The following is a 26,623-nucleotide window of genomic DNA, read 5'->3' as shown; positions in this document are numbered from 1 at the left end:
TCAGTTCTTCAGTTTGTACCGCCCCGGTCCGAGGAAAATCAACGCCACTGCCGTGAACAGGAAGAAGCCCTGCAGTTCCAGTGCCCAGCCGCCGCTGCGTCCAAGGCTTAGCAGCTCGTTGCCGTGAACCAGAATAATGGCAAACAGCATGTTGAAAATAATCAGTAGCGCACCGATCCGGGTCTGATAGCCAAGGATGACCATCAAAGGCGCGATGATCTCACCCACGTACACTCCGTAGGCGAGGATGGTTGGTAGGCCGTGGCTGGCCAGTTCGCCTTCAATGAAGCCGACGCCGTTGAGCAGTTTGGCAATGCCGTGGAACAGCATCAGGCCGCCCAGAGTCAGGCGAATAATCAGTTTTCCCAGATCAGCGTTTTCGAGCAAGGTACAGGTCTCCGTTTTACAGATTGCGAATGTCAGGGTACAGCGGCAGCAGCTGTTTGATCAGCCGGTTCTGGGCGCCGGTTGGGATGTCGTTCTGTTCCATGGCCAGGATCAGGTTCTCGGCCAGGGCGTTGAACTGCGTGTCGGTAATCGCCATATCGGCATGAAGTTCGCGCATCTCGCGTCCGCTATAGGCGCACGGCCCGCCACTGAGCTCGCACAGCTGATCCGTGAGGTTGCGGTGGAACTGGGCGACATCCATGCCTTTGAACTGCTGGTTGATGCGCTCATCCTCGACGATCAGGTAAAGCAGGTCTTCCACCACGTTTGCGATGCCTTCCCGCTCACCCAGCTGCTGATAAAGACTGTTTTCGGGTTCGGTATTCAGGCTCTGGCAGCCACCGAGCAGCAGTGTCAGCATCATCAACAGGGCGGAAAGTGTGGCGTAGCGATTGGTAAGGCCCATGTTCAGAAACTCCCCTGCAGCGACAGATACAGACCTTGCTGGTCTTCCAGTGTGGCAACGTCGCCCAGGTTGACCAGGGCGCCCGTGACCGCCAGACGACGGTCCGGCACCCAGGCCACGAACAGGTCCCACCAGTCATCTTCGGTGGCAAACCCCAGGTTGTCCGGTTTTTGCCGATATTCCGCGCCCACCAGCCACTGGCGGTTGAGGAAAAGCCCGACGCTGCCCTCCATCATCAGTTCGTGGCTGTTGTTACGGTCACCGCCAAAACCAAGTAGCCCGCCCTGGTTGGCCCGGGTTGCCCGCGCTGTCAGGTTTACCAGTAGGTTTCGTTCCATCACCGCGGCGAAGAACAGCTTGCTGCCGCTGACATAGACATCGGTGCCACTGTCATCCCGGGCGCCGATCGCCGAGGGTACGGTGAAATCCCGCTGCCGCTTGTACTGCACGCCGGCGGACCACTGGCCCCAGGGACTGTAAAGCACATCGCCAACGAGCCGGATCTTGGCGCCGAAAATATCCTGGTTCAGCTCGTCCTGTTCAAGGCCGAAGCCGTCTTTGAGGGTAAACACCAGGCTGTCCAGATCCAGGGTCTGCTGGGCCACGGTGATCTCCAGGCGGTTATTCCAGTTCAGCCCGGCGCCGGTCACCGAGAGAGAGTAATCGTCCACTTCAGCCCGGCCCAGTGCCACGGTGCCGCCCCACTCCTCGTCGCTGGCGTAACTGCCCAGCAGCGCCCAGGGTACCAGCCCCCCGCCGGCACTGCCCTCAATGGTGGTGACGCCTCCGGTCGCCCAGATCCGGCTGCCGATGTCGGCCATGGCGGCCGGTACTACCAGGAGCGCGATGGTCAGTGTCACCAGACGTCTTGCTGTCATTCTGAATACTCCGGGTTGGGTTGGCTTAGTTCCCCTTTGCGGGTAGCCAGAGACCGGGCAGTCTCCGGCAGATCCTCGGGGGCAACCGGGCGGCTCAGGTAAAAACCCTGGCCGAGGTTGCAGCCCCAGTGTTGCAGCAGCTGCCAGGCTTCCAGGTTTTCTATGCCTTCTGCCACCACCTTCAGCCCGAGGCCGTGGGCCATATCAATGGTGGACCGCACAATCAGCTGGTCCTGGGGCTCGGAATCCAGCTTCAGCACGAATGACTTGTCGATTTTCAGCTCCTGTACCGGAAGCTTGCGCAGCTGAGACAAAGAGGAGTAGCCGGTGCCAAAGTCGTCCACTGACAGCGTCACGCCCAGCTCCCGGAGCTGATTCAGGGTGGCCATGGCCTCTTCCGGGTCCTCCATGAGGGCACTTTCAGTGACTTCCAGGGTGACCCGCTCCAGGCCGTGGTGCCAGCCGTGAAAGGTTTCCGCGATGTGCCGGGTCAGCGCGGGCCAGGTGAGGTCCATAGCGGACAGGTTAATAGCCACGCCCGCGTCAACACCCTGTTCATACCAACGTCGGGCATCGCTGGCCACCCGTTGCAGGATATGGGCTGTCAGATCGTGGATCTGCCCTGATTGTTCGGCAAGAAAGATGAACTCTTCCGGCGATATAAAACCCAGCTCCGGGTGAATCCATCGCACCAGGGCCTCTACCTGCACCAGCTCGCCGGTCTGGCTGTTAAGTTTCGGCTGGTAGTTCATGTGCAAACCGTTATGCAGGATTGCGGCGTGCAGATCGGTAACCAGCTTCAGTTCCCGTAGATGGCTTTCATCCTGTCCGGGCTTGTAGCGGGTGAAGGCTTCGGGGTGGGCCTCCGCCTGCTCGAAGGTGAGATTGAGCCTGCGACGCAGGGCATCGGTATCGGCGGCGTCCTCTGGCAGTTCCATGGTGACGATGGTAACTCGCAAGGAGAAGGGGGTCTGGTCTACCTGCAACGGGGATTCGATGACCTCGTGCAGTGCCCGGACCCTCTGGTCGCCGGTTTCTGGCGGCAATGAAGGAATCAGGGCCAGGAACTCCCCTCCGCCGGTGCGGGCAAGGATTCGTGCATCCTGCAGTTCCTGCTGCAGCCGCTTGGCAATGCCAATCAGGACCTTGTCGCCGAATTCCAGACCCAGAGTATCGTTGATGTCGGAGAGGTCGTTCAGTCGGATCCCCACCAGTGTGGCCCGGCCTCGGTTATCAAACAGCTCGGCGGCCTCCTGCATCAGAGCGTTCCGGTTTTTCAAACCGGTGACGTCATCGTGGGTCGCTGCATAGCGGATCTGGGCTTCCCGTTCCCGCAGGCCCGACAGCATGTCCCGGAGGGCGTTGCGGAGCTGGGTCAGTTCGCCGCCGGCCCGGATGGCCGGTGCCTCGGGTGTGGTGCCCTCACCGATAGCCCGCGCGTAGCTTGCCAGCTGCAACACCGGGCGCCCGAGGTTGCGGGCAATGACCAGCGCCAGCAGAATGGCGAAAATCAGGATGGCGGTCACCAACAGGGCTATTTCCACGGACCTTCGGTAATAGTTCTGGAGTGTGGCATCACGGCTGATCAGCAGCACGGCCTGGACGGCGGCGGGGTCTGATTCGCCCAGGTTGATTATCCGGGTGAAATAACCGGCACTTTCGATGAACTTGGCGTTGTCGGATGCGCCTGCAAGCTCCTGTTCCAGCTTGTCGTCGATGCTGGTGGTGGCGGCAAAACTGCTCAGGCTATCGCTTTGGCCCGATCGCGCCCGGAAGATCACCGAGGTGCCACTGAGTCGGGCGATGACCTCCGCCAGGGACTGGTCCATGGCAAAACCGGTAACCAACCAGGCCCGCAGCCCGGGCGCTTCTATCGGGATGATGAGAATCTCGTAGCCCCTGCCGTCTATGGCTCGCAGTGACCGGGTAAATCCGTTGCGGCGAGAGCGTGTCAGCTGTTCCTGGGTGATGGCAGGAAAGGAGCGTTGCAGGGTGGAGGCCAGGGGCTCCCCCTGGCTGTCCAGCAAGAGCGCAAAGTCGGCACCAACCCTGCCACTGTGGTTTTCCAGGGCGCTGTCGATGGTTGCCGGGTCGCGGCTGGCAATGGCCGAGCGGAAGCCGAAATCCTGCACCACGACGCTGAGCCGGGACAGCTCCAGATCGGTGCGACGGTCAATGACCTCGTTGGTCAACCGCTCCCCGATGGCCAGCTGTTCAAGTGCCCGGCTTTTTTCATCCTCGAACAGGTAAACCATCAACAGGGCGACGATCACCAGACTGACCAGGGCCACCAGCGAGATCATGGCGGCAATGAGTCGGCCACGGAATCCGAGACGAGACGCTAAACCCATCAAAGCTCCCGAAAGCGTTGCTGGAGTCGGTCCAGCGAGCCTTCTGCGGAAGGCTCGGGCTCAAGATTGAGGGCTACGATTGCCGGCTCACTGCCGCGTTCGATTTCACGGGTGACCGGGCGTGTGTTGTCTGGCAGTCGTGGGTGCCAGATCTCAATTGTCACCTTGTCCTGGCTGCTTTCGGTACCCTGAGGTGCGATAGACAAAGTGACCTGTCCAGAGGCATCTGTCTGGCCAACTGAGGCGGTATCGGTGACCACCACAAAGCCCTGCATGTGATCGTGTATGTTGCAGCCCAGCTCAACGATACCTGGTTTGTCGAACACAATCGGAGCAGCCGGGCGGTCAGCGTACAGTTCAATGTTGAAGGTTTTTGCCGGCGAGAAGGAGTACACGTGGTGCTGGGTATTGTCGCGGTTCGGGAAATCCACGCTCGAGCCAACGGGAACCACCAGCACATGTGGATGGAAGGCACGATCCTTCTGATAGATTTCGGCAGAAACCGGGGTACCGGGACGGGCGCTGTCCACGGAAACCACGGCATTGGCCACGGGCTCGTTGCTGCCATCCAGGCTAACGGTTACAGACAGCTCGTACGCGTTAGCTGTCACTGCCATGGCAGACATCAACAGGCCCGCCAGTACTGCAATCGCTGATACTCTCATTAATCCTCTGAACCTGTCAGGCCAGACCGGAACCGAGGGAAAATCGAATGTGGTTCCTTACCAACAGATTTTCCCAGTAGTGCCGCATCCAGTCCCAGGCGGCATTGTTCACCTGCTCGACAAAGGGGTCGAGGTTCAGCTCGTAATAGTCCGGCGTGCCTGCTATCTGCAACACGGTCACGGTGATGGAATCATCCAGCTCGTTGGCAAAGGGCTCGCCAATCAACTGGTGGGCGAGCAGGTTAGCACGAGTTGCTTCTATATCCACGATTTCGCTGGCTCTGGTACACCGGTTATTTTCATACATCTCTTCCATCAGCCGATGGCAGAGATAGGCACGAATCAGCAGGCCATCGAGACCGTCATAGCGCACCAGAAGTGCCGACGGCTGCGTGAAATAGCGGATGGCGGCATTCACGAATGGCTCAAAGAGATCGGCTTTGCCCGCCTCACGGGCACAGGCTTCGACGCACTCGATAAGGCGTGGTGCCATTTCAATGTACTCAACCACAAACTGGAACAGGCACGTGGCGGGCTGGTAACCCTCGATTGTGACGGCAGACGGCAACGCAGCAACCTTTTCATGAAGCTGCCGGAGGAAGGTCCCGGAGCGGGCCTCCTTGCGCCGCGCCTGGTCAATAATCTCTAGGACTACCTGTGGTGTCATTTCAGGAGATGCCGATGTCTGAACGAATTGAGGTCGCAAGGCGCCTCCCGTTGTTAGCAACTGATAGCAACGAGTTCCCGGGCAGGATGAGGAGGGCTGGCTACCACAACGTGCCTGCCTGTTCACACAAGTGTAGCCGAGATTTTTCCACCTGCTTTTCCGCTATTGTGAAAATACCCGGCCGTAATGTTACAGATTGCATCTCCGTCACTGGCTCTGGAACCACCGGCCATGACGGGTGTGGGACCAGCAGAGCCAGCCCATGCTTACCGCCCGTGCCACCATCAGGCAGATCAGCGCGAACCAGAGCCCGTGATTTCCCCAACCCGTGGTCAGCCACCATACCGGAGCGAAAACGCCCAGGGCCGAGAACAGCATGGTGTTCTGCATGTCCCGGGTTCGGGTGGCTCCGATGAAGATGCCATCCAGGAGGAAACCCCAGACTGCGGCAAATGGTAGCAGCCAGAGCCAGGGCAGGTAGCGCCAGGCGGTGGCTCTCACTTCTTCGATACCGGTCAGCAAAGCAATCAGCCAGTGCCCGCCGGCAACAAAAACAATGGTGAGCAACAGGGCGCCCCAGAGAGACCACCTCAGGGCACTGCGAAAAACCACCCGGAACCGGCGCCGGCTGCCTTTACCGACGGCTTCGCCAATCAGCGCCTCTGCCGCATTGGCAAAACCGTCCAGGGCGTTGGAAATGAGCAGCAGAAAGGTGATCAGAACCGCGTTGGCCGCCAGGATGGTGTCTCCCTGACGGGCACCCTGGGCAGTGAAGAACGCCAGCACCAGCAACAGGGCGATGGTGCGAACCATGATGTAGCGGTTCACCCGGAGGATCTTCAGGTAATCCTCCAGTTTGCCGAACAAGGCCCGGGTGAGTGTTTGACCTTCGGGCATCCGCCTTAACACGATCAGGAAACCGATAGTGGCCGCACCGTACTCGGCAATTACCGTGGCGATGGCCACGCCGCGGCTGTTCCAGCCCAACACGGTGACAAAGAGGATATCCAGCACGATGTTCAGGCCGTTCGCCGCGATCAGCATGATCATCGGGCCCCGCGGAAACTGGGTGCCAATGAGCCAGCCAACCAGCGTGTACTGGCAGAGAACCGCCGGCGCGCTCCAGATTCGGATAGCAGCATACTCGGCGGCCAGTTCAGTAACGCCCTCACTTGGATTCATCAGGGTCAGCCCTGTATGGATCAGCGGCTGGTGAAACAGAATCAGTAGCACACCGATACCGGTTGCCAGCAGCACCGACCGCAGCAGTAATGCCACCTGGCTGAAACTGTCACGCTTGCCCCAGGCCTGGGCCGCCAGGCCGGTCGTGCCCATACGCATGAAGCCGAAGGTCCAGTACAGGATGCTGAACAAATTGGCACCAACGGCGACGGCCCCCAGATATTCGGGGCTTTCCAGATGCCCGAGCACGGCAGTATCCACCAGCCCCAGCAGAGGAACCGTGAGATTGGTGAGCATCAACGGCCAGGCCAGGGCCCAAAGACGCCGGTCGGTTGCCGGAAGGTTAAAAGTCATATTCTTTTTAAGTCTTAAAATTCTGTGGTTAGCTTTTTTGGATTTAGCCGATTTTTTAGTCTTTTTTTGATCTGTGTCTATACTCGAATCTGAGGTATCCGTAAGCAGGCTTCCACTCTGGTCTTTCCGGTGTATGCGAGCGCCAGTGAGACCGGTGGGATAACGCAAAATCCGACAAGAATAACACTCTGTGGAGACACAGTATGCGCGTGCACGCTCAGCGGGCAGGTGCCCTTTTAGGCGGTCTGATGTTCCCCGCCTGGTCCATGGCGGACTGGACACTGAACATGACCCCGGGGGTGACCGGCACCAGTAATGAAATTTTCAGCCTTCACATGACCATACTCTGGATCTGCGTCGTCATTGGCGTCGTGGTCTTCGGAGTCATGTTCTGGTCTATTTTTGCCCACCGGAAATCCCAGGGCGCCAAACCGGCAAACTTTCACGAAAACACCCTGGTCGAGATTCTCTGGACCATCATACCTTTTGTCATCCTGGTTGTTATGGCGATTCCTGCCACGGCGACGTTGGTCGACATGTATGACACCACCGAATCGGAAGTGGACATCAAGGTCACTGGCTACCAGTGGAAGTGGCAATACGAATACATCAATGAGGACTTTGGCTACTTCTCCAACCTTTCCACGCCACGGGATCAGATCGAGAACCGCCAGGCCAAGGGCGAGAATTACCTTCTTGAGGTGGATAACCCGTTGGTGATTCCGGTAGGCAAGAAGGTTCGCTTCCTGCTGACGGCCAACGATGTCATCCACTCCTGGTGGGTGCCGGACTTTGGCGTCAAGAAAGATGCTATTCCGGGCTTTATCAACGAGACCTGGACCCGGGTCGACAAGCCCGGCATATACCGTGGTCAGTGTACTGAGCTATGTGGCAAGGATCATGGCTTCATGCCGGTCGTTGTCGAGGCGGTTCCCGAAGAGGAATACAACGCCTGGGTCGCCGAAAAGAAAGAGGCTGCCGAGCGTGAACGCCAATTGACCCAAAAAGACTGGACCATGGCCGAGTTGATGGAGCGGGGCGAGAAAGCCTACCAGACCGCATGTGCTGCCTGTCACCAGCCAGATGGCAGCGGTGCGCCACCGGCGTTTCCGGCGCTGAAGGGCAGTCCGATTGCGACCCAGGATATGGCAGCGCACATCGATATTGTCGTGAATGGCAAGGCCGGCACCTCTATGCAAGCGTTCGGCAATCAGCTGAGCGAAGTGGACCTCGCCGCGGTGATTACCTACGAGCGGAATGCCTGGGGTAACAACACGGGTGAAATGGTCACTCCGAAAGAAATTTTTGATTACAAGAATCAGCAGTAATCAACGCCAGATAACAGATATCACCAGCCACAATAAATGGCGGTAACGGGGGTTTTCATGAGTGCGGTTGCAGATACCCACGCCCAGGATCATCATCACGGCCCGGCAAAAGGCATCAGCCGATGGCTGCTGACCACGAACCACAAGGATATCGGGACAATGTACCTGATATTCAGTTTCGCCATGTTCCTGCTGGGTGGAACCATGGCCATGGTGATCCGGGCGGAACTGTTCCAGCCCGGGCTGCAGATTGTGCAGCCGGAATTCTTCAATCAGATGACCACCATGCATGGCCTGATCATGGTCTTTGGTGCGGTCATGCCGGCTTTTGTCGGCCTGGCCAACTGGATGATTCCGCTGATGATCGGCGCGCCGGACATGGCACTTCCACGGATGAATAACTGGAGCTTCTGGCTGCTGCCCTGTGCCTTCCTGATCCTGGTCTCCACGCTGTTCATGGAAGGTGGCGCGCCCAACTTCGGCTGGACGTTCTACGCGCCCCTGTCGACGACATACGGGCCACCCAGCACCACCTTCTTCATCTTTGCTGTCCATATCATGGGCATCTCCTCGATCATGGGCGCCATCAACGTGATCGCCACCATCCTGAACCTGCGGGCGCCGGGCATGACCCTGATGAAAATGCCCCTGTTCGTCTGGACCTGGCTGATCACCGCGTTCCTGTTGATTGCAGTAATGCCGGTGCTGGCCGGTGTGGTCACCATGATGCTGATGGACATCAACTTCGGCACAAGCTTCTTTGATGCCTCCGGCGGTGGTGATCCGGTGCTGTTCCAGCATGTGTTCTGGTTCTTCGGGCATCCCGAGGTGTACATCATGATCCTGCCGGCTTTCGGCGCGGTCTCGCACATCATTCCGGCGTTCTCTCGCAAACCGCTATTTGGCTACGCCTCCATGGTCTATGCGGTCGGCGCCATTGCCCTGCTGTCGTTCGTGGTCTGGGCGCACCATATGTTCACCGTGGGTATTCCCATAGTCGGCCAGCTGTTCTTCATGTATGCCACCATGCTGATTGCGGTACCCACCGGGGTGAAGGTGTTCAACTGGGTGGCTACCATGTTCCGGGGTTCCCTCACCTTTGAAGCTCCGATGCTGTTTGCCGTGGCGTTCGTGATCCTGTTCACCATCGGCGGTTTCTCCGGTCTGATGCTGGCCATCGCCCCGGCCGACTTCCAGTACCACGATACCTACTTCGTGGTTGCCCACTTCCACTACGTGCTGGTACCGGGTGCCATCTTCGGGATCTTTGCTTCGGCCTACTTCTGGCTGCCCAAATGGACCGGTCACATGTACGACGAAACACTGGCCAAGACCCATTTCTGGCTGTCCTTTATCGGCATGAACCTGGCGTTCTTCCCGATGCACTTCCTGGGCCTGGCTGGCATGCCGCGCCGGATTCCGGACTATGCATTGCAGTTTGCGGACTTCAACATGGTTTCCAGCGTAGGCGCCTTCATGTTCGGCGCCACGCAGCTGTTGTTCCTGCTGATCGTGATCAAATGCATCAAGGGTGGCAAAAAGGCTGCTGCCCAGCCCTGGGATGGTGCTGAAGGCCTGGAGTGGACCGTGCCCTCACCGGCGCCTTACCACACCTTTGCAACACCACCGGAAGTGAAGTAACCGGAGCGCGAGGCCATGGCAGATCAGCAGGCAAACAAGGCAGGCGCGCCCCGGAGCAACACCCGGGTCGTGGGCTGGTGCATGGCCAGCGTGGTCGGCATGTTTGCCTTTGGGTTTGCCATGGTGCCCCTGTACGACGTGTTCTGCGAAATTACCGGGATCAACGGCAAGACCGGTGGCCGGTACGAGTCCACCGAGGTGGCCGAAGCGGACATGAGCCGGACGGTGAAAGTGCAGTTTCTCGCCTCCAATGGCCCGGGGATGACCTGGAAGTTTCGTCCGGTTGTGCGTTCCGTGGATGTGCATCCCGGGGAGCCGACCACGGTTAACTTCTATGCGGAGAACCCGACAACCGAGGCCATGGTCGGGCAGGCGGTCCCAAGCCTTGCACCTTCAGAAGGCACACTTTACTTCCACAAGACCGAATGCTTCTGCTTCAACCAGCAACCGCTTGAAGCTGGTGAAAGCACCGAAATGCCGCTCATTTTCATCGTCGACAAGGACCTGCCGAAACACATCACCAAGCTCACGCTGTCTTATACGCTCTACGATCAGGGCAAGCAGCCGGCGGTAACGCAAACTTCCCGGAAAGACACAACAACAAACGATAACGGATAAGCCATCGGAGACTGTCATGGCGGAAAACCAGACCTATTACGTTCCGGAACAAAGCAAGTGGCCCATCATCGCGACCGTTGGCCTTGGCGTAACCCTGTACGGGGTTGCGGCCATTATGGTCAATGGCAAGCAGGGCGAGAGTACGACAGGTGCCTGGATCATGTTCATGATCGGCGCCATCATCATGGCGTACATGCTGTTTGGCTGGTTCGGCAATGTCATTCAGGAGAGTCGCCAGGGGTTATATAGCCCGCAGATGGACCGCTCTTTCCGTTGGGGGATGAGCTGGTTTATCTTTTCGGAAGTGATGTTCTTTGCGGCATTTTTCGGTGCCTTGTTCTACGTTCGGGTCTTCGCTGTGCCCTGGCTGGGAGGTGAAGGCGACCGGGGAAGCTCCAACATGTTGTGGGAGGGCTTCCAGTCCAGCTGGCCCCTGGTCAGCAACCCGAATCCGGAGGCCTATCCCGGCCCCAAAGAGGTGATCGGTCCCTGGGGGCTGCCGCTTATCAACACGATTCTTCTGGTGACATCATCCTTCACCGTAACCGTTGCTCACCATGCGCTGAAGGCTGGCAATCGGGCGAAAACCAAGCTCTGGCTGGCTCTGACCATCGCGCTGGCCATCGTATTTGTGTTTGTTCAGGGCTACGAGTACATGCACGCCTACCAGGATCTGGACCTGACTCTGCAGTCCGGCATCTACGGCAGTACCTTCTTCATGCTGACCGGCTTTCACGGGGCTCATGTGATCTTGGGATCACTGATGCTGATCATCATGCTGGTCCGAATAACCAAGGGTCACTTCACCGCCGATAATCACTTCGGCTTTGAAGCTGCGGCCTGGTACTGGCATTTCGTGGATGTGGTCTGGCTGGGCCTGTTTGTCTTTGTCTATATCCTTTGATGAACATCTGTCAGGGCGTCGGATTCAAGGTCAGGGCGCCCTGCCACAGAGCAATCAGAATCACCGCCAGGAGCAGTATGCTGAGCGCGACCCGTACCGCCAGGGAGTTCACGACACGATGGGTCTTGCCGCCATCCTTTATGAGAAAGAACAGGCCACTGAACAGGCTCACCAGAACGGCAAGCATCAGAAAAACGATTACGGCCTTTAGCATGGGACTTCCTGTTTTTGTAGGTGTCATGAATTTACGGCCCGGAACCTGTTCCGGACTCGCTGAGGTCACTATAGCAGAGCATGTCTGATACGCAGCGCAAACGCCGCCAATGGCAGTTCGACTGGCGGTTGCTGGTCTTCAGTGGCGTGTTCTTGCCGATCCTTATCAGCCTGGGTATCTGGCAGTTGAATCGGGCTGCGGAAAAACAGCTTCTGCTGGACCAATGGCAGCAGGAGGCGGAAAACCTGGCATGGCAGGATATCGTGGCTCGGGACCTGACTGCCGGTCGGCCGGTGACATTGACCGGCCTTTATGGAAGCCGGACCTGGCTTCTGGATAACCGGACGCGGGATGGGATTCCAGGCTATGAAGTGCTTACCGAGTTTCGCCCCCTTGAAGGTCCGCCGGTAGTGGTTAATCGTGGCTGGGTGCAAGCACCGAGGACACGGGATCAGCTACCGGATGTTAATACGCCAGAGGGGATTTTCATCCTGGAGGGAAGGATCAGCGATTATCCGGTGCCTCCGGTGCTGATGGATCAGCCAGCGGCAGATGGGCAATGGCCCCGGCGAGTGCAAAGCCTCTCAGAACAGGCAGCCCGGCAGGAGATTCCTGAACTTCCCGGCCAAATCGTACGACTTTCCGGGGCGCGCCAGGCGGGTGCCTACCGGGCAGACTGGGAACCGGACCTGATGGGGCCACAAACCCACTACGGATACGCCACACAATGGTTTGCGCTGGCCGTGGCACTGACTATATTGACGGTAGTGGCGAGTTATAGAAAGAGCGAGTCATCGAAAGACAGGAACCAATAATGACAATGACAATGGCTAACCGGATATCCGACCAGGAACAGAACGAAGGGCCAACCCCGGAACAGGCCCGTCGCGGTCGCCGCACGGCGTTCCTTCTGTTTGCGCTGGGCTTTGGCCCGATGATTGTCGCAACCATCATGTTTTATACCGGCTGGCTGAACCCTGCTGGCCACACCAACAACGGCGTTCTGTTTCAGCCAGTGGCTTCGGTCTCGTCGCTTAACCTTGAAACCACTTCCGGCACTCCCCTGGCGGAACGCTTTGGCCCGGACAAGACTGACCCGGACTGGTTGATGATTGTGGCTGCCGGCCAGTGCGGCAGCCAGTGTGAGGAACTGCTCTATCTGGCCAGACAGGTGAATATTGCCCTCGGCAAGAACGCCAATCGCGTTTCGCGGGCAGCCGCACTGGGGAGTGTGCCTTCCGATCTGCAGGCGCGGTGGTCCTCCGAATACAGCTCCATGGAACGTCTTGTGCCTGCGGAAGGCGCCCAGCCAAACTGGCCATCCGGCATCAATCCGGAAGCCGAGCCCCGCATCCTGCTGGTCGATCCCTTCGGCAACGTGATGATGCATTACGGTTCCGAACATACCGGCAAGGATATGCTGGAGGATCTCAAGCATCTGCTCAAACTGTCGCAGATCGGTTAATGGTCGGAGCGGAGAGTCAGCCTTGAACCAGTCGTTTCCTTCATCCTCCCTGCCGGCCCGGAAGATGGCCAGATGGGCCACGTTCGCCGTTCTGCTGGCGGTTATCGTCATCATGCTGGGTGCCTGGACCCGTCTCGTGCACGCCGGGCTGGGTTGTCCTGACTGGCCCGGCTGCTATGGCTTTCTGACGGTGCCCCAGAGCGAATCCAGCATTGCCATCGCAAACGCCCGCTTCCCGGATACGCCGGTGGACGTGGAGAAGGGCTGGCCTGAAATGATCCATCGATACGCCGCCGGAACCCTCGGGCTGGTGGTCTTCGGGCTGGCGGGATATGCCGTTCGCCACCGGCGCGAAGGTGTTCCGGTGAAGCTGCCGCTGTTTATTGCCGGATTTATCCTCCTTCAGGGCGCCTTCGGCATGTGGACGGTAACCCTGAAATTGTGGCCACAGATTGTGGCACTGCATCTTCTGGGTGGCTTTACGACGCTGAGTTTGCTGACGCTGTTGACCTTTCGTTTGCGTCGGCAAGCCAGGCAAAAACCGGATCAGGCGCCACCGCCAACGACTGCATTGGCGGGTTTCCGTCCCTGGCTGTATGGCGGGCTTCTTCTGGTGGTGATGCAGATTGCCCTCGGGGCCTGGACAGCGGCCAATTACGCGGCCGTTGCCTGTACCGACCTGCCCACCTGCCAGGGGCAGTGGTGGCCTGAGGGCATGGATTTCCGGCATGGGTTTGACGTAACCCAGCACGTGGGCCCCAACTATCTCGGTGGCCAGCTCACGGCTGATGGACGGGTCGCCATCCATGTTACCCACAGGGTGGGCGCCATGGTGGTGCTGGTGTATTTCACCGCTTTGCTGGCGTTGATGTGGCGGCGTCGTGGCGACTCCGGACTCAACAACGCTATCAAGCTGGTGTCGGTCTTATTGGGTATCCAGATCCTGCTGGGGTTGGCCAATGTGATTTTCCATATCCCCCTGTCCATCGCCGTGGCCCATAACGCCATGGGTGCGGGGCTCCTGCTTTCAGTAATCCATTTGATCTGGCAGCATCAATTGTTACCGAAGCCACACACCGCCACAGAAACACATACAACAACAATGAACCAGGAGGTTACGGCATGAGCGAGCAAGTGGAAGCACTGCCGGCCCAGGCAATTGCGAGCGACTCCAGAACAACCATTTCCTGGCGTGACTATCTGGAGCTGACCAAGCCCCGGGTGGTTGCGCTGATGATCCTCACCTCGGTAATCGGCATGCTGTTGGCGGCGCCTGGGGTGCCCGGCTGGGGCGTTCTGGTGTGGGGTAATCTTGGTATTGCCCTGTTAGCGGGTGCTGCAGCGGTGGTTAACCATGTGGTGGACCAGAAAATCGACACGGTCATGGCCCGCACCCGCAAGCGCCCGGTAGCCACAGGCAAGATTTCGCCCCTGGATGCGGTGCTGTTTGCGGCCATCCTGGCGTGTATTGGGATGGCCGTGCTGATGTGGCAGGTGAATCATCTTACTGCCTGGCTGACCCTGGCCTCCCTGGTGGGCTATGCCGGTGTCTATACCCTGTTCCTCAAGCGGGCCACGCCCCAGAACATCACCATCGGCGGCCTCGCCGGTGCTATGCCACCGCTGCTGGGCTGGACCGCCGTAACCGGACAGGTTGAGGGCCATGCCCTGCTGCTGGTGCTGATCATCTTCGCCTGGACCCCGCCGCATTTCTGGGCCCTGGCCATCCACCGCAAGGAAGAGTATGCCAAGGCGGGCATTCCCATGCTGCCGGTCACTCATGGCAACAAGTTCACCGAGCTGCATATCCTGCTCTACACCCTGATGTTGCTGGCGGTCAGCCTGCTACCTTTTGTCACAGGCATGTCCGGCGGTATTTACCTGGTTGGCGCCCTGGCCCTTGGCCTGCGCTTCCTGCAGTACGCGGTGCGGCTGTTGAAGGGGGACGACCGGCGCGTGGCACTGAATACCTTCAAGTATTCCATCACTTACCTCATGGCGCTGTTTGTGGTATTGCTTGTGGATCATTTTGTATTCTTCTGAGTCAGACATTGTGCTGACGCAGGCGGGGATGGCTTTCCGAAACACGCTGTAAATACGTCCGTGTACGTTCGGCTCCGCCATCCATGGCTCCGCACGGTTTCGGAAAGCCATCCCCGCCTGCTTGTCTGACCATCGAATTGGACGATCCATGAAAACTTCGAGCTCTATCCGCCTTACCCTGTTTTTCCTGCTGTTAATCGTCGTTCTGATCTTTGGACTGGTCGTTGGCAGACAGGTGTTTCTGGTAGGTAACCAGGAACCGATTCCGGCGCCGGAGCTGACGGAGTTCAATACCTATGTGTATGACCAGCCCAGGCAGCTAGCGGAATTCACGCTGACGGACGAGAACGGTGAAACGGTCACCCGGGAAAGCCTGAGGGGTCGCTGGACCTTTGCCTTTGTGGGCTACACCAATTGCCCGGATATCTGCCCGGCGGCCATGGCCAATTTGCGCCAGACCGACAAGCTGCTTTCTAAGGAATTGCCCCAGCCGGACTATCTGCTGGTGAGCGCCGATCCGGAGCACGACACGCCGGAAAAACTCAAAGCCTACACCGATTTCTTCGGAGAGAACTTCCATGGCCTGACCGGCGATCTCGATACCCTGAGGGAACTGGCCAAGAGCCTCAGCGCGGTGTTTGTGCACCGGGAGGTGGACGGCGAGCTGTTGGTGGATCACAGCGGCCATTTTGCCCTGCTGAACCCCGATGGCGAACTTGCTGCTGTGATCCAGCCACCCCATAATCCGCACAACCTGGCCGAGGCCTTCGAGCGGATCTACCAGTGGGCGAAGGCCAATCGTGACCGGGTAAGCTCCTGAGGCCCTGAAAACCAGGAACCCGATGCTCCCTATCGACGCCATTCTTCCAGAGCTGCAAGCGGCTCTAGAGCAGACCAGTACCATACTCCTGCAGGCCCCGCCGGGTGCCGGTAAAACTACCCGTGTTCCCCTCGCTCTGCTTGAGGCGCCCTGGCGCGGTGACGGCAAGATCCTGATGCTGGAACCTCGTCGCCTGGCGGCCCGGTCCGCGGCCCGGTATATGGCCAGGCAGCTCAATGAACAGCCCGGCCAGACGGTGGGTTACCGCACAAGGCTGGATACCCGGGTGTCTGGCGCAACCCGCATTGAAGTAGTGACCGAGGGTATTCTGACCCGGCTGATCCAGGCCGATCCGATGCTGGAGGACTACGCCGCAGTCATCTTTGATGAGTTCCATGAACGTTCCCTTCAGGCGGATCTTGGCCTTGCCCTGGTTCGGGAATCCCAGCAGGCGTTGCGGGAGGATCTGCGGCTGCTGGTGATGTCGGCAACCCTGGATACCGCACCCATTGCCAGGGTGCTTGGAGACGTCCCGGTAATTACCAGCGAGGGGCGGGCATTCCCGGTGGCTATTCACTACCGGCCGTTGCCCCGCAATGGACGGATGGTGGATCAGGTCACGTCGGTGATTCAGGAGGCACTGCGGGATCAAACCGGCTCCCTGCTGGTGTTCCTGCCCGGCGCCGGCGAAATACGCCGGGTGGAGCAGCAACTGCGGGGAAACCTGCCGGACCATGTGATGGTTGCACCGCTTTACGGCAACCTGAAATCGGAACAGCAGGATCAGGCCATCTCACCGGCGCCTGAAGGCCAACGCAAGGTGGTGCTGGCCACGGCCATTGCCGAAACCAGTCTGACCATTGAAGGCATACGGGTTGTCATCGACAGCGGCCAGCAGCGCCGGGCGGTATTTGACCCAAATAGTGGCATGACGCGACTGGTTACCGGTCGGGTCTCCAGGGCCTCGGCGGAACAGCGCAAGGGCCGGGCCGGCCGGGTTGAGCCGGGCATCTGTTATCGCCTGTGGAGCGAATCGGAACAGTTCGGACTGGCGGACTATACGCCTCCGGAAATTCTGGAGGCCGATCTGGCGCCCCTGGTTCTGGAGTTGGCCCAATGGGGCGCCCGGGCTGCCGCCGCTGTCTCCTGGATTGATGAGCCGCCGGCAGCCCACTGGCAACAGGCGGTGGCCTTGTTGCAGTGGCTGGATATGCTGGATTCAGACGGGGCTATAACGGATCACGGCAAAGCGGCCCGTGACCTGGGAATCCACCCGCGCCTGGCCCATATGGTCCTGAGGGGCCGCACCATGGGGCTTGAAGGGCCTGCCGCGGCACTGGCCGCCCTGCTTGGAGAACGGGATCTTCTGGGCCCCGGCGCCGGAGCGGATATGCACGAGCGGATTCGTGTGTTTTACGGCGAGCGACGTGACCGCACGCTGGATGCGGCCCGCCTCAAGGCCGTGCGTCAGTCGGCCCGAAGGCTTTCCGGGCCGGCTCCTGCTGATGCGCCAATGCCGTCCGAGACGGAGGTAGGACGATTGCTGGCTCTGGCCTATCCGGATCGTATCGCCCGCCGGCGTGCGGGCAAGGCGCCAAGGTACCAACTCAGTAACGGCAAAGGCGCAGCACTGAGAGAGGAGGATCCCCTGGCCCGGCACAACTGGCTGGTGGCCGCCGAACTGGATGGCCGGGCCCGGGAAGCAACCATCTACCTGGCGGCTCCGGTGGACACTCCGGATCTGGAGTTGGATCTGGCTGACCACATCCACGAGACCGAAGAGGCGCTTTGGGACGACAGCCAGGGCAAGATCCTGGCAAGACAGGTACGTAAACTGGGCGAACTGGTGCTGCAGGAGAAACCGATTACCCGGGTGGATCCGGAGCTGGTTCAGCAGGGCCTGATCAACGCCATCCGGAAAAAGGGCCTGGAAAGCCTGCCCTGGACCGACGACAGCCGCCAGTGGCGTGCTCGTGTGCGGTTGCTCGCCGACACCTTCCCCAATGATGGCTGGCCGGACACAAGCGATGCGGCCTTGCTGGAAAATCTGGAGGATTGGCTTGGACCGTTTCTGGCTGGCATGGGCCGCTGGTCGGATCTGGCCCGGGTCGACCTGCTAGCGGCCCTGAACAACCAGCTTGATTACCCGGCACAACAGCAGCTTCAGGCCCTGGCGCCAACGCACTTGAGCATCCCCACCGGCCAGCGGGTGCGCCTGGACTATACCGCGGACAATGGCCCGGTTCTGGCGGCCAAGCTTCAGGCCCTGTTCGGCTGGACAGAAACCCCGGCCGTTGCCGGCGGGCGCGTACCGGTGGTGATCCATTTGCTCTCACCGGCCCAGCGTCCGTTGGCGGTCACCGCCGATCTGGCCAGTTTCTGGCGCAACGCCTACCCCGAGGTGCGCAAGGACATGCGCGGCCGATACCCCAAGCACCCCTGGCCGGAAGATCCCTTTACCGCCGAGGCCCAGCAGGGCACGAAAAAACGCCCTGCTCGCTGATCCGCTGGCTGACCAGGGAGTGTGGCACCAGCTCAAAGTAGACGTTCCGGGGGGTTATCCACTCTCCTTCAGGCGCGTTGAGTTCGTTTACCGGCATTTCCTCAAGCTCAACCGATGCGGAGTCCGCGTCGCTCTGGCGGAAGCTGTCCGCCAGAACCCAGAAGGGCTTGTTGGCGGCCTTGGCTGCCAGGGCCAGAAGGAGGGTCCCGCTTTTATTAATGAAATATCCATCGTCGAGCCAGGTATCGCACCCGGTGATCACCACATCGGCCCCGGAGATAAACAGCCCCATCTGGGCATCGGTAATCAGCGTGACGGGTACGGAGAGGTTATCCAGGGCACGGGCCAGGGAGTGACCCTCAAACCCCGGGCTGCTCTGGGTGCAGATGACGGAAAAGGACTGTTGGTTCTCGGCCATGCTCCGGAACAGCGCCAGGACCACAGAGCTGGCACTGTGGGTCATGATTACGGGGGCTTTCGGCAAATGCTCGCGGGCGTGTCGGGAAATGCTGGTGGTGGCGTTTTGTAACTGATCCCGCGTGTCCAGGACAGCCTGTCGTGCGGCATGCGGATCACTGGCCAACCGCTGTTCGATCATGCCCAGGGCATTGCCAATCACGATCATACTCGGGCGGGCGGCCCGGAGCTCTGCCAGCAGCCGGTAAAGGGCTTCAACCCCAGGCTTGGTGTCGTCCAGGTAGGATAACAACTCGTCGAGGGTATTCAGAGCCAGCTGCGTGGCGCCGGACTGCAAGTCTTCTCGCACGCCGGCCAAAATAGTCCGTGCCCTGAAATCCAGTCCTTGCATTATTTCTGCCTCCTTACATCGCCTGACCCAAGGGTAGCAGCAGTAAGGCATTTCCTGATTCCTGAATAGTGAAAATACCACTTGCCTGAGCGGAAACCCTGTATAAAATACGCGCAATTCAACCCCCCGAGTGCGCTGTATCCATGCACCTTGTCTCTTTCGATATTTTCCGGACCCTTGGCTTCCCCAACACCACGGTTCTCAAGCCTGATCAGTTTCTGCGCCATAAAGAACTGTTGCGGGACGCAGAGTGGGTCCTGTTCCCGGAATACTGGCAGCTGAATGCCCTGGTTCATGGTCTCAAGTGCCGGGTGTTTCCCAGCGAAGCCAGCTATCGCATCGGCCACGACAAGGTGGAGATGACCCGTGCATTCCAGGCGGTGGCCCCGGAACACACGCCCTGGACCATGATTGAGGCCAACGGCCCGGTGGAACGTGACATGATCTGGGATGCCATGGTGCATCCGTTCGTGGCAAAGCTCCCCAAGGCCAGCATGGGCGAAGGCGTCTGGCTGATTGAATCCCGTGAGGACTGGCGCCGCTACTGCGAACGCACCGACGTGCTCTACGCCCAGGAATACCTCCCTCTGGACCGGGATGCGCGAGTTGTGGTGGTTGGCGATCGGGTGCTGACGGCTTACTGGCGAACCCAGGCCGATCAGGGCTTCTACAACAATGTGGCCCGGGGTGGCCGCATTGACAACAGTCCGGTTCCCCCGGTGATGACGGACCTGGCGTTGCGGCTGGCCAGGGATCTGGGTGTTGATCACGCGGGCTTTGATATTGCGCTGGTGGATGGCCACCCTTACGTACTGGAATTCAACCGGCTGTTCGGAAACAAGGGATTGGGCCAGGGCACGGAGCTCCAGGAGGCGATTCTCGGCTATCTCCGGGAACAGACCGAACCGGAAGACCCGGACGGCCCCACCGAACCACCGCCGATATGGCCGGTGGCGGTCTGAAGGCTAAGCGCGGACGTCGATCAGACTGCCGACGCTGTCAGACGGATTAGCGCCGGCGGTCGCTACTGCCGTTTCCGTCACGCCTTCAAGCAGCTGGAGGGCGCCCTGCTGGGCCATATCGAGGGAGGCTTTCAGGACAGAAAGCTTTGCCTGCTCCTGCACGCGCTGCTGATTCAGCTGAGTGCTGGCGGCGGCGATTGAGCTGATGTCCGACATAAAAAAACCATACAGTTCTGATCAAATTATGTTCATCCTAACATGAGTAGAATAGCCCTCAACGCTCCTTTTCATTCGGTAACAAATTCTCTTCTTTTTATGGGTAAAAGTGCTCATATCCGGGCCCTGAAAAAAGCCCGATGATCGCGCTATCTAACGGGTGCTGCAGCCTTGCTGTGGCGCCTTTTTTTATGCCTGTTTGCCCTGTGGAGGGACACACCACCCATGACCGAAGCCGCCAACGCCAATATTGCTGATTACTACAGCACCGAGACTTTCAAACGCATCAAGGACTTTGCCGACGGCAAGGAAACCCCGTTTGTGGTGATTGATACCGCCACGATTGATCGCCAGTACGATGAGCTGGTGGAAGGCTTCCCCTACGCCAAGGTTTACTACGCGGTGAAAGCCAACCCGGCCCCGCAGGTCCTGACCATGCTGCGTGACAAGGGTGCCTGTTTCGATATCGCGTCGGTATATGAGCTGGACAAGGTGATGGCCCTGGGTGTGACCGGTGAGCGCATCAGCTACGGCAACACCATCAAGAAGGCGAAGGACATTCGCTCCTTCTACGAGAAGGGCGTGCGTATGTTTGCCACTGACTCCGAAGCGGACCTGCGCAACATCGCCAAGGCGGCTCCGGGTTCGAAGGTGTACGTACGCATCCTGACCGAGGGCACCCTGACTGCCGACTGGCCGCTGTCCCGCAAGTTCGGTTGTCAGACCGACATGGCCATGGACCTGTTGATCCTGGCCCGTGACCTGGGCCTGGTGCCCTATGGCGTGTCTTTCCACGTCGGTTCCCAACAGCGGGAAATCGGCGCCTGGGATGCGGCCCTGAACAAGGTGAAGGTGATTTTCGAGCGTCTGAAGGAAGAAGACGGCATCGAGCTGAAGATGATCAACATGGGCGGCGGTTTTCCGGCCAATTACATCACCCGCACCAACGAGCTGAAGGTGTATGCGGAGGAGATCGCCCGGTTCCTGCACGAGGATTTTGGCGCCGAGCTGCCGGAGATTATCATCGAGCCGGGCCGTTCGCTGATTTCCAATGCCGGTGTGCTGGTGAGTGAAGTGGTGCTGATTTCCCGGAAATCCCGCACCGCCCTGCACCGCTGGGTGTTCACCGATGTGGGCAAGTTTTCGGGGCTGATCGAGACGCTGGATGAGGCGATCAAGTTTCCGATCTGGACGGAGAAGGTGGGCGAAGGCGAGGATTGTGTGATTGCCGGGCCGACCTGTGACAGTGCCGATATCATGTATGAGCATCACAAGTATCCGCTGCCGTTGAACCTGGCGATTGGGGATCGGATGTACTGGCTGTCTACGGGGGCTTATACCACGACTTATAGCGCCATTGAGTTTAACGGGTTTCCTCCGTTGAAGGACTACTACATCTGACCCTGTTTTAGCTTGGAGTCTGGCCGCGGGGCGGGGGAGCTTTTTCTTCTGGGAAAAACAACTCGCTTTGCTCAGACATTTTTTCCCGCCAGAAAAAGCTCCCCCACCCCACGGCCGCTCGGGCTTTACTCGGGGAGTCCGCGAGGGACAACTTGGTTTTTTGGAAAAGGATCAGCTTTCGGGTTGGTCCTTTTTTCGTTTCAGGTCGAGGGTGAAGGCCAGGGGGAGGACCAGGACGCTGTAGGCGATGATGGTGAGGATGGCGTGTCGGGCGTCGCCGGTCCAGTCGGCGATAAAGCCGCCGGCCATGGGTATGGAAAACGCCATGGTGTAGCCTACCAGGAAGGTGCCGGCAGACAGGCGTCCGGTTTCTCTGGAGGTGGTCACCAGGGGCGGTACGGCGACCAACAGGATCAGGAGGATGCCGGCAGTAAGACTCATCAGCGTGGCGCTGGCGATAGACCACCAGCCGGTGAAGGTGATGGCACCGAGGGTGCCTATGATGCTGATGCCTGCGGTAACGATGATGACTGAGCGGCGGCCGACCCAGTAACGGGCCATTTTCAGCATGGTCAGGGAGGCGAAGACCTGGGCGATGTTGTACCAGAACAGGGCATCGGAGAGTTTGTCGAACTGGCCCTGCTGTTCCAGAAGGTTGCCCATGTAGGCATTGAGGCCGAAGAACATGGAGCCGGAGAGACCCAGGAGCAGGCCGATTTTGAGGGTCAGGGGGTTGCTCCAATCGGGCAGCCAGGAAACTTTACCGACGGGTTTCGCCCGGTCGCGTCTGGGCAGATAAAGCGCGGCGGCAACCAGCAGGGCCGGCAGGGACCAGGCCAGGAGGGTGGCCCGCCAGCTGTTGTCCAGCAAGGGCATGAGTATTGGCAGGGTGATGCCGGCGCCGATGAATTCGCCCATGAGCATGCCGTTCATGTAGATGGCGGATCCCAGGGCCAGGTGATGGGGTTCGAGCCATCGTGGCAGCAGTGCCGGCAGAGCGGGCTGCATCATGGCAACACCCAGCCCCATGACGGCGCTGGCCAGCATCAATGTGAAAGTGTCGGGTACCAAGCCGCGGCCGGCGGAGCCGATGACCATGATGACCATGGCAAGCGCCAGGGTATTGCGGGGGCCGATCCGGGCGATGGCCAGTGAACCGGGCATGGAGCCGATGGCCAGCATCAGAATGGGCAGGGTTGTCAGGGCGCCGGTCAGTGCCTGGGTCAGCGCCAGTTCGTCACTGATGAACGGCGCCAGGGGTGGTGCTACCAGTACGGGGATCCGCAGATAAACGCCGGCCAGCCAAAGCAACACCGCCACCGGCAGCAGTCTGGCTGGCGGTGGCGGTGCGGTTGCGGCCTGATGTTCAGCCACGGTCAAAACGAATCAGTCTTCGCTGGTATCCGGCAGGTAAGCGCCGTCTTCGTCATGGACTTCACGGCCAGTGACCGGGGGGTTGAAGGCACAGATCAGTCGCATGTCCTCTGTGCCACCGTAAAGGGTGTGCTGGTCATGCTTGTCGAGTGCGTACAGGGTTCCGTCGGTGATCTCGTGGGTTTCACCGGTCGCTTTGTCCAGGATTTTGCCGTTACCGGCAACACAGTAGACAGCTTCCAGGTGGTGTTTGTACCAGAGGTTCAGTTCGGCACCGGCCGGGATGATGGTTTCATGGAAGGAGAAACCCATGCCGTCCTTTTTCAACAGCATACGGCGGCTGGTCCAGCCCGGTCCGTGTACTTCGCGCTCGGTACCGATGATGTCTTGCACTCGTACGATTTTCATTCGCATTCCTCATTTTGTGATGGAATAGCCTTTTAGTATAAACATCCCTTTCAGGTACGGTTCAACCGCCAATCGTCGTAAACAGCCATGGCCCGCTCAATGGCCGAGGTGAACTTCTCCCGTTGGCGTTCGTCGAGGGGGCGCTGTTTACGACACTTGTCGAAGGCCCTCTGGATGTCCTGTCGGCTGGTTTTCCCGAGGTTTTCCAGCCAGTGATGGTCCGCCGGTTCCAGATCCAGCAGTTCCCGTCCGGCGTGATTCCGGTGGCTTATGTGCCACCAGTGATCCACGGCACGCCCCAATACAACATAGCCGAACTGGCTGTCCTGTACAGGGCCGAAGGTGGCGGTTTTCAATCCGTCCCGAAGTACGCCGATGTTCAGAGCTGGCAGGGCCAGCCGGTCGCCATAGAAATAACTGCCGGCGGCACCGAGCAGGCCGCCCACCAGAGCGCCGGTTCCAAGGGAGGAGCCGAAGGTCAGTGCGTCGATCCCGGCACCGCTGACGGCGCCCGCGCCGAAGCCGGCAGTGGCCAGGTAGCGCTTGCTGACGGCCCAGGCTTTGCGGCTGTCTTCCGAGAACAGGTCGTGCTCACTGTGCCACTCCAGTTCGGCTTCCTGGCGTCGGATGCGCTGGTGCTGGTACAGGTGTTCGATATCCACGCGGAGGGTCTGTTCCCGCTTCCGCTGATGGCGGTACCAATCCTGGCGTAGCTGGTCGGCCAGCGAACCGTCACTGGTTCCGGCAGCCTGGCCAGCGGTCAGGGTTCGTTTCTCCTGGAACGACATCATGTCCTCGAGTGCCCTGGCAATCAGTGCCGCGGCCTGTTGGCGGCGCTGCTGACGCTGGGCGGAGAGGTAGTGAGTGGCCTGTTCCAGTGGCCTTTCCCAGTCTGGTTCCAGCTGTCCGAATGCCCTTAACAGGCCAAGATGTTGCTCGAACGGGGCGCGAACGGCGTCGAATCGGCGAACAACCTGGAAGAACTGGCCTAGAGCAGCCTGCCAGGTATCACTGTAATCGTCGGCGCCGATGCTGTTTATCAATGCCAGACTCGGACGGCCGGTCCAGCGCAGGATGGTCATTTCCGCCTCGTGCTCGGCGCTGTAGGGTACCGAGCCGTCCACCACGTAAATGATCCCGGCACCCTCGATCAGAGGCATCAGAAGCTCGCATTCGTCGGTGAACCGGCCATCGTCCTGATGCTGAGTGACAAAGGCTCTGACGGTGTCAGCGTGGTCAGAGGCGGAGACACTGTGGGCTTCCAGCCATTCCAAAACCCGGCGTGGGCGCTGGAAACCGGGTGTATCGACCAGGGTGTAGAGGGTCTGCCCATCCACTTTCAGTGGATAGGCCTGGTGCTTGCGGGTGGTGCCGGGTTCCAGGGCAATGGCAATGGCATCGTTCTGGGACAGGGTGGCCACCACACTGGACTTGCCCTTGTTCGGGTGCCCGACCACGGCAAACGTAGGCGCTTGAATCATGGCCGCTCCCCAACTGCTGAATAGGGATCTCGCATCTGGAAGGAGGGCAGCGAAACCTGAACGAACTCGCTGCCAACCCGCTCGGCAAACCGGAGCCAGGGCTGAACCTGGTGGGCATCGGGTTCCTGGTTGCTGTCCGCGGCCAGGGGAACCAGTGCGACCCGGGAGCCACGAGGCCAGGTGCCACGGGCTGTCTCCAGGAAATCCTGCAGTTCACCAGTGGGGGGCTGCCAGCAGCGCACCAGCAGAATGACGGCCTTGGAACGGTTTTTCAGGTGCTCAGAGATCCGGTTCAGGGTCTGGTCATCGTCCGAGAGGCTGGCGCTGCCGCCCGCCCGAAGCACGAGCTCCTTGCCCGAGCGAAGCCCGTCTGGCAATTCAGGCTCCCCGGCGCCCGCCCAGCACAGCAGGATGTCGCTGTCAGGCAGCGGCAGCAAATTGCTTCGAGCACTGGTGTCCGGCAGGTCGTCGGCATCATGGTGGCTGTTGCCAGTGTCCAGGGCGGGTGTTTCCATACGATACATCAGGGCGTGCATGGCCGGGTGGCTGGCGAGCAGGCGACGGGCCTTTTGTCGTGTCTGCACGGCGGCCAAGCTCCAGAGAATGAGACGTGGCAACAGAACCCAAATTGTCCACAGCATGGTGACAAATGGCCACCATTGGCCCCACAGGGCCGGATCAGGATTTGCCATTGGGTCGCCGGCCCGGAAAAAGCGCGTCGCTTCGACCAGGGCAAGATCCGGGGCGGCTGCCGGCCAGGCCCAGGCCCAGGGCGTGGCGACAGTGCTTATTAATCCGTGATAGCTCGCGGCAGCGGTGTCCAGTGTAGTGCTCCAGCCGAAGGCAAGATCCTGAACGACGACCATAGCCAGCAGGGTGATCAAACCGGCGGTGGCGAAAGCACTACCGCCCAGGTGAGCGGCCCTGGCCATCAGCAGTGGCTGGAGCTTGCTGAACATTCCGTGGCCAGGATCGGCCCCGAGCCGCCGCGCCAGCCAGCGCCAGGGCTGCCATCCGGTCAGGGATTGCAGGGTGGTAAACAGGGCAAGAACCAGGTGCAGAACTATGAAGGCCAGAAAAACCGTGATGTTGATGCGTTGGCCTCCATCGTAAAACAGCAGGCCGGCCATGGTAAGCATGCCTGCAATCAACCCCACCGCTGAAAAGCCAGCGGTAATCCGGCGCCAGGTTGCCAGGGTTCGGTCGGTGGATGCCGGGGTTGCCCGGGGTCCGCTGAGCCGGTTCAGGTGGGCCAGCCAGCGGGCGGCGTCCGGGGCCATGCCCTGCTCTTCACACACCAGTGCGAACTTGCGGTCCCGCCGATGCAGGAAGGTGGGAGGCTGTGATCGGTCCCGTTGCGCCTGGCTGTCAAACTCCAGCAACAATCGGAGGGGGCTGTCGGTCATTCAGGGTTCCGGTGTCGAATTCGGTCTGTCGGGCCCGTCGGGCTTTAGTGCTAGGATATAGGGATACCCGCACCCGATACC

Annotated in this window: 26 protein-coding genes; 12 read left to right on the top strand and 14 right to left on the bottom strand. The window is 59.7% G+C overall.

All coding sequences use genetic code 11. The features are described from left to right. The 7 genes from A8B84_RS12055 to A8B84_RS12025 all read right to left on the bottom strand — a co-directional run bounded on the left by A8B84_RS12055 (position 1) and on the right by A8B84_RS12025 (position 6,950). Positions 1–387, bottom strand: a complete 387-nt coding sequence (locus A8B84_RS12055) for a DoxX family protein (protein ID WP_064229414.1) — start codon at positions 385–387, stop codon at positions 1–3. A gap of 16 nt (positions 388–403) precedes the next feature. Then, on the bottom strand, positions 404–853 hold the full coding sequence (locus A8B84_RS12050; RefSeq protein WP_082905153.1) for a group I truncated hemoglobin: 450 nt from the start codon (positions 851–853) through the stop codon (positions 404–406). 2 nt (positions 854–855) lie between these two features. Continuing rightward, positions 856–1,731, bottom strand: a complete 876-nt coding sequence (locus tag A8B84_RS12045; RefSeq protein WP_064229413.1) for a DUF3034 family protein — start codon at positions 1,729–1,731, stop codon at positions 856–858. Then, entirely contained in the window at positions 1,728–4,082 is a 2,355-nt protein-coding gene (locus A8B84_RS12040) for a putative bifunctional diguanylate cyclase/phosphodiesterase (protein ID WP_064229412.1), read from the bottom strand. Before A8B84_RS12040 ends, A8B84_RS12045 begins: the two co-directional genes overlap by 4 nt. Beyond that, positions 4,082–4,747 carry a methylamine utilization protein gene (locus A8B84_RS12035; protein WP_064229411.1) on the bottom strand — a complete coding sequence of 222 codons (666 nt, stop codon included), beginning with the start codon at positions 4,745–4,747 and terminating at the stop codon, positions 4,082–4,084. Before A8B84_RS12035 ends, A8B84_RS12040 begins: the two co-directional genes overlap by 1 nt. Positions 4,748–4,763: 16 nt before the next feature. Continuing rightward, positions 4,764–5,414, bottom strand: coding sequence for a hypothetical protein (locus A8B84_RS12030; protein ID WP_064229410.1), 651 nt, complete (start codon positions 5,412–5,414; stop codon positions 4,764–4,766). A 207-nt stretch (positions 5,415–5,621) separates the two neighbouring features. Beyond that, positions 5,622–6,950, bottom strand: a complete 1,329-nt coding sequence (locus A8B84_RS12025) for an MATE family efflux transporter (protein WP_064229409.1) — start codon at positions 6,948–6,950, stop codon at positions 5,622–5,624. 203 nt (positions 6,951–7,153) lie between these two features. Between A8B84_RS12025 and coxB the strand changes: the two genes are divergently transcribed. Genes coxB through A8B84_RS12005 form a run of 4 tightly spaced genes read left to right on the top strand, consistent with a single transcriptional unit; the run spans position 7,154 to position 11,441 of the window. Beyond that, positions 7,154–8,278, top strand: coding sequence for a cytochrome c oxidase subunit II (gene coxB, locus A8B84_RS12020; RefSeq protein ID WP_064229408.1), 1,125 nt, complete (start codon positions 7,154–7,156; stop codon positions 8,276–8,278). A gap of 57 nt (positions 8,279–8,335) precedes the next feature. After that, positions 8,336–9,919 carry a cytochrome c oxidase subunit I gene (ctaD, locus tag A8B84_RS12015; RefSeq protein ID WP_064229407.1) on the top strand — a complete coding sequence of 528 codons (1,584 nt, stop codon included), beginning with the start codon at positions 8,336–8,338 and terminating at the stop codon, positions 9,917–9,919. A gap of 15 nt (positions 9,920–9,934) precedes the next feature. Beyond that, complete coding sequence (locus tag A8B84_RS12010) at positions 9,935–10,537, top strand: cytochrome c oxidase assembly protein (protein WP_064229406.1); 603 nt, start codon at positions 9,935–9,937, stop codon at positions 10,535–10,537. A 16-nt stretch (positions 10,538–10,553) separates the two neighbouring features. Then, the gene (locus A8B84_RS12005; protein ID WP_064229405.1) at positions 10,554–11,441 is read left to right on the top strand and encodes a cytochrome c oxidase subunit 3; all 888 of its coding nucleotides are present in this window, start codon (positions 10,554–10,556) and stop codon (positions 11,439–11,441) included. Positions 11,442–11,451: 10 nt separating this feature from the next. Here A8B84_RS12005 and A8B84_RS12000 read toward each other — a convergent pair whose 3' ends face one another. Continuing rightward, the gene (locus tag A8B84_RS12000; RefSeq protein ID WP_064229404.1) at positions 11,452–11,655 is read right to left on the bottom strand and encodes a twin transmembrane helix small protein; all 204 of its coding nucleotides are present in this window, start codon (positions 11,653–11,655) and stop codon (positions 11,452–11,454) included. An 80-nt stretch (positions 11,656–11,735) separates the two neighbouring features. Between A8B84_RS12000 and A8B84_RS11995 the strand changes: the two genes are divergently transcribed. The 6 genes from A8B84_RS11995 (at position 11,736) to hrpB (ending at position 18,486) form a co-directional block, all read left to right on the top strand. Continuing rightward, positions 11,736–12,470, top strand: a complete 735-nt coding sequence (locus tag A8B84_RS11995; RefSeq protein WP_227512809.1) for an SURF1 family protein — start codon at positions 11,736–11,738, stop codon at positions 12,468–12,470. A gap of 11 nt (positions 12,471–12,481) precedes the next feature. Further along, positions 12,482–13,120, top strand: a complete 639-nt coding sequence (locus A8B84_RS11990) for a hypothetical protein (protein ID WP_064229403.1) — start codon at positions 12,482–12,484, stop codon at positions 13,118–13,120. 64 nt (positions 13,121–13,184) lie between these two features. Continuing rightward, a complete protein-coding gene (locus tag A8B84_RS11985) occupies positions 13,185–14,246 on the top strand; it encodes a COX15/CtaA family protein (RefSeq protein WP_064230080.1) in 1,062 nt (353 codons plus the stop codon). After that, positions 14,243–15,163 (top strand): heme o synthase, encoded by a 921-nt coding sequence (gene cyoE, locus A8B84_RS11980; RefSeq protein ID WP_064229402.1) that lies wholly within the window; start codon positions 14,243–14,245, stop codon positions 15,161–15,163. Before A8B84_RS11985 ends, cyoE begins: the two co-directional genes overlap by 4 nt. A gap of 148 nt (positions 15,164–15,311) precedes the next feature. Then, the gene (locus tag A8B84_RS11975) at positions 15,312–15,983 is read left to right on the top strand and encodes an SCO family protein (RefSeq protein ID WP_064229401.1); all 672 of its coding nucleotides are present in this window, start codon (positions 15,312–15,314) and stop codon (positions 15,981–15,983) included. A 22-nt stretch (positions 15,984–16,005) separates the two neighbouring features. After that, the gene (gene hrpB / locus A8B84_RS11970; protein WP_064229400.1) at positions 16,006–18,486 is read left to right on the top strand and encodes an ATP-dependent helicase HrpB; all 2,481 of its coding nucleotides are present in this window, start codon (positions 16,006–16,008) and stop codon (positions 18,484–18,486) included. Here hrpB and A8B84_RS11965 read toward each other — a convergent pair. Next, positions 18,440–19,294, bottom strand: coding sequence for a translation initiation factor eIF-2B (locus A8B84_RS11965; protein WP_064229399.1), 855 nt, complete (start codon positions 19,292–19,294; stop codon positions 18,440–18,442). The genes hrpB and A8B84_RS11965 overlap by 47 nt on opposite strands. Before the next feature lie 143 nt (positions 19,295–19,437). Between A8B84_RS11965 and A8B84_RS11960 the strand changes: the two genes are divergently transcribed. Continuing rightward, entirely contained in the window at positions 19,438–20,256 is an 819-nt protein-coding gene (locus A8B84_RS11960) for an alpha-L-glutamate ligase (RefSeq protein ID WP_064229398.1), read from the top strand. Between the two features lie 3 nt (positions 20,257–20,259). On the opposite strand, the gene A8B84_RS11955 is transcribed toward A8B84_RS11960, so the two are convergent. Further along, entirely contained in the window at positions 20,260–20,472 is a 213-nt protein-coding gene (locus tag A8B84_RS11955) for a YjfB family protein (protein WP_064229397.1), read from the bottom strand. Positions 20,473–20,697: 225 nt separating this feature from the next. Here A8B84_RS11955 and A8B84_RS11950 point away from each other — a divergent pair, with 225 nt between their 5' ends. Next, positions 20,698–21,873, top strand: a complete 1,176-nt coding sequence (locus A8B84_RS11950; RefSeq protein ID WP_064229396.1) for a type III PLP-dependent enzyme — start codon at positions 20,698–20,700, stop codon at positions 21,871–21,873. A 171-nt stretch (positions 21,874–22,044) separates the two neighbouring features. On the opposite strand, the gene A8B84_RS11945 is transcribed toward A8B84_RS11950, so the two are convergent. Genes A8B84_RS11945 through A8B84_RS11930 form a run of 4 tightly spaced genes read right to left on the bottom strand, consistent with a single transcriptional unit; the run spans position 22,045 to position 26,542 of the window. Continuing rightward, the gene (locus A8B84_RS11945; RefSeq protein ID WP_064230079.1) at positions 22,045–23,247 is read right to left on the bottom strand and encodes a CynX/NimT family MFS transporter; all 1,203 of its coding nucleotides are present in this window, start codon (positions 23,245–23,247) and stop codon (positions 22,045–22,047) included. Between the two features lie 12 nt (positions 23,248–23,259). After that, complete coding sequence (locus A8B84_RS11940; RefSeq protein ID WP_064229395.1) at positions 23,260–23,655, bottom strand: ectoine synthase; 396 nt, start codon at positions 23,653–23,655, stop codon at positions 23,260–23,262. Between the two features lie 50 nt (positions 23,656–23,705). After that, on the bottom strand, positions 23,706–25,136 hold the full coding sequence (locus tag A8B84_RS11935) for a GTPase/DUF3482 domain-containing protein (protein ID WP_064229394.1): 1,431 nt from the start codon (positions 25,134–25,136) through the stop codon (positions 23,706–23,708). Further along, positions 25,133–26,542, bottom strand: coding sequence for a DUF2868 domain-containing protein (locus A8B84_RS11930; protein ID WP_064229393.1), 1,410 nt, complete (start codon positions 26,540–26,542; stop codon positions 25,133–25,135). The genes A8B84_RS11935 and A8B84_RS11930 overlap by 4 nt, the downstream gene beginning before the upstream one ends. Positions 26,543–26,623: the final 81 nt, after the last annotated feature.

This window comes from Marinobacter sp. EhC06 (assembly GCF_001650915.1).
Taxonomy (GTDB): domain Bacteria; phylum Pseudomonadota; class Gammaproteobacteria; order Pseudomonadales; family Oleiphilaceae; genus Marinobacter.
Note: the sequence above shows the minus strand (reverse complement) of the source record. Positions and strands in the feature narration are given on the sequence as shown.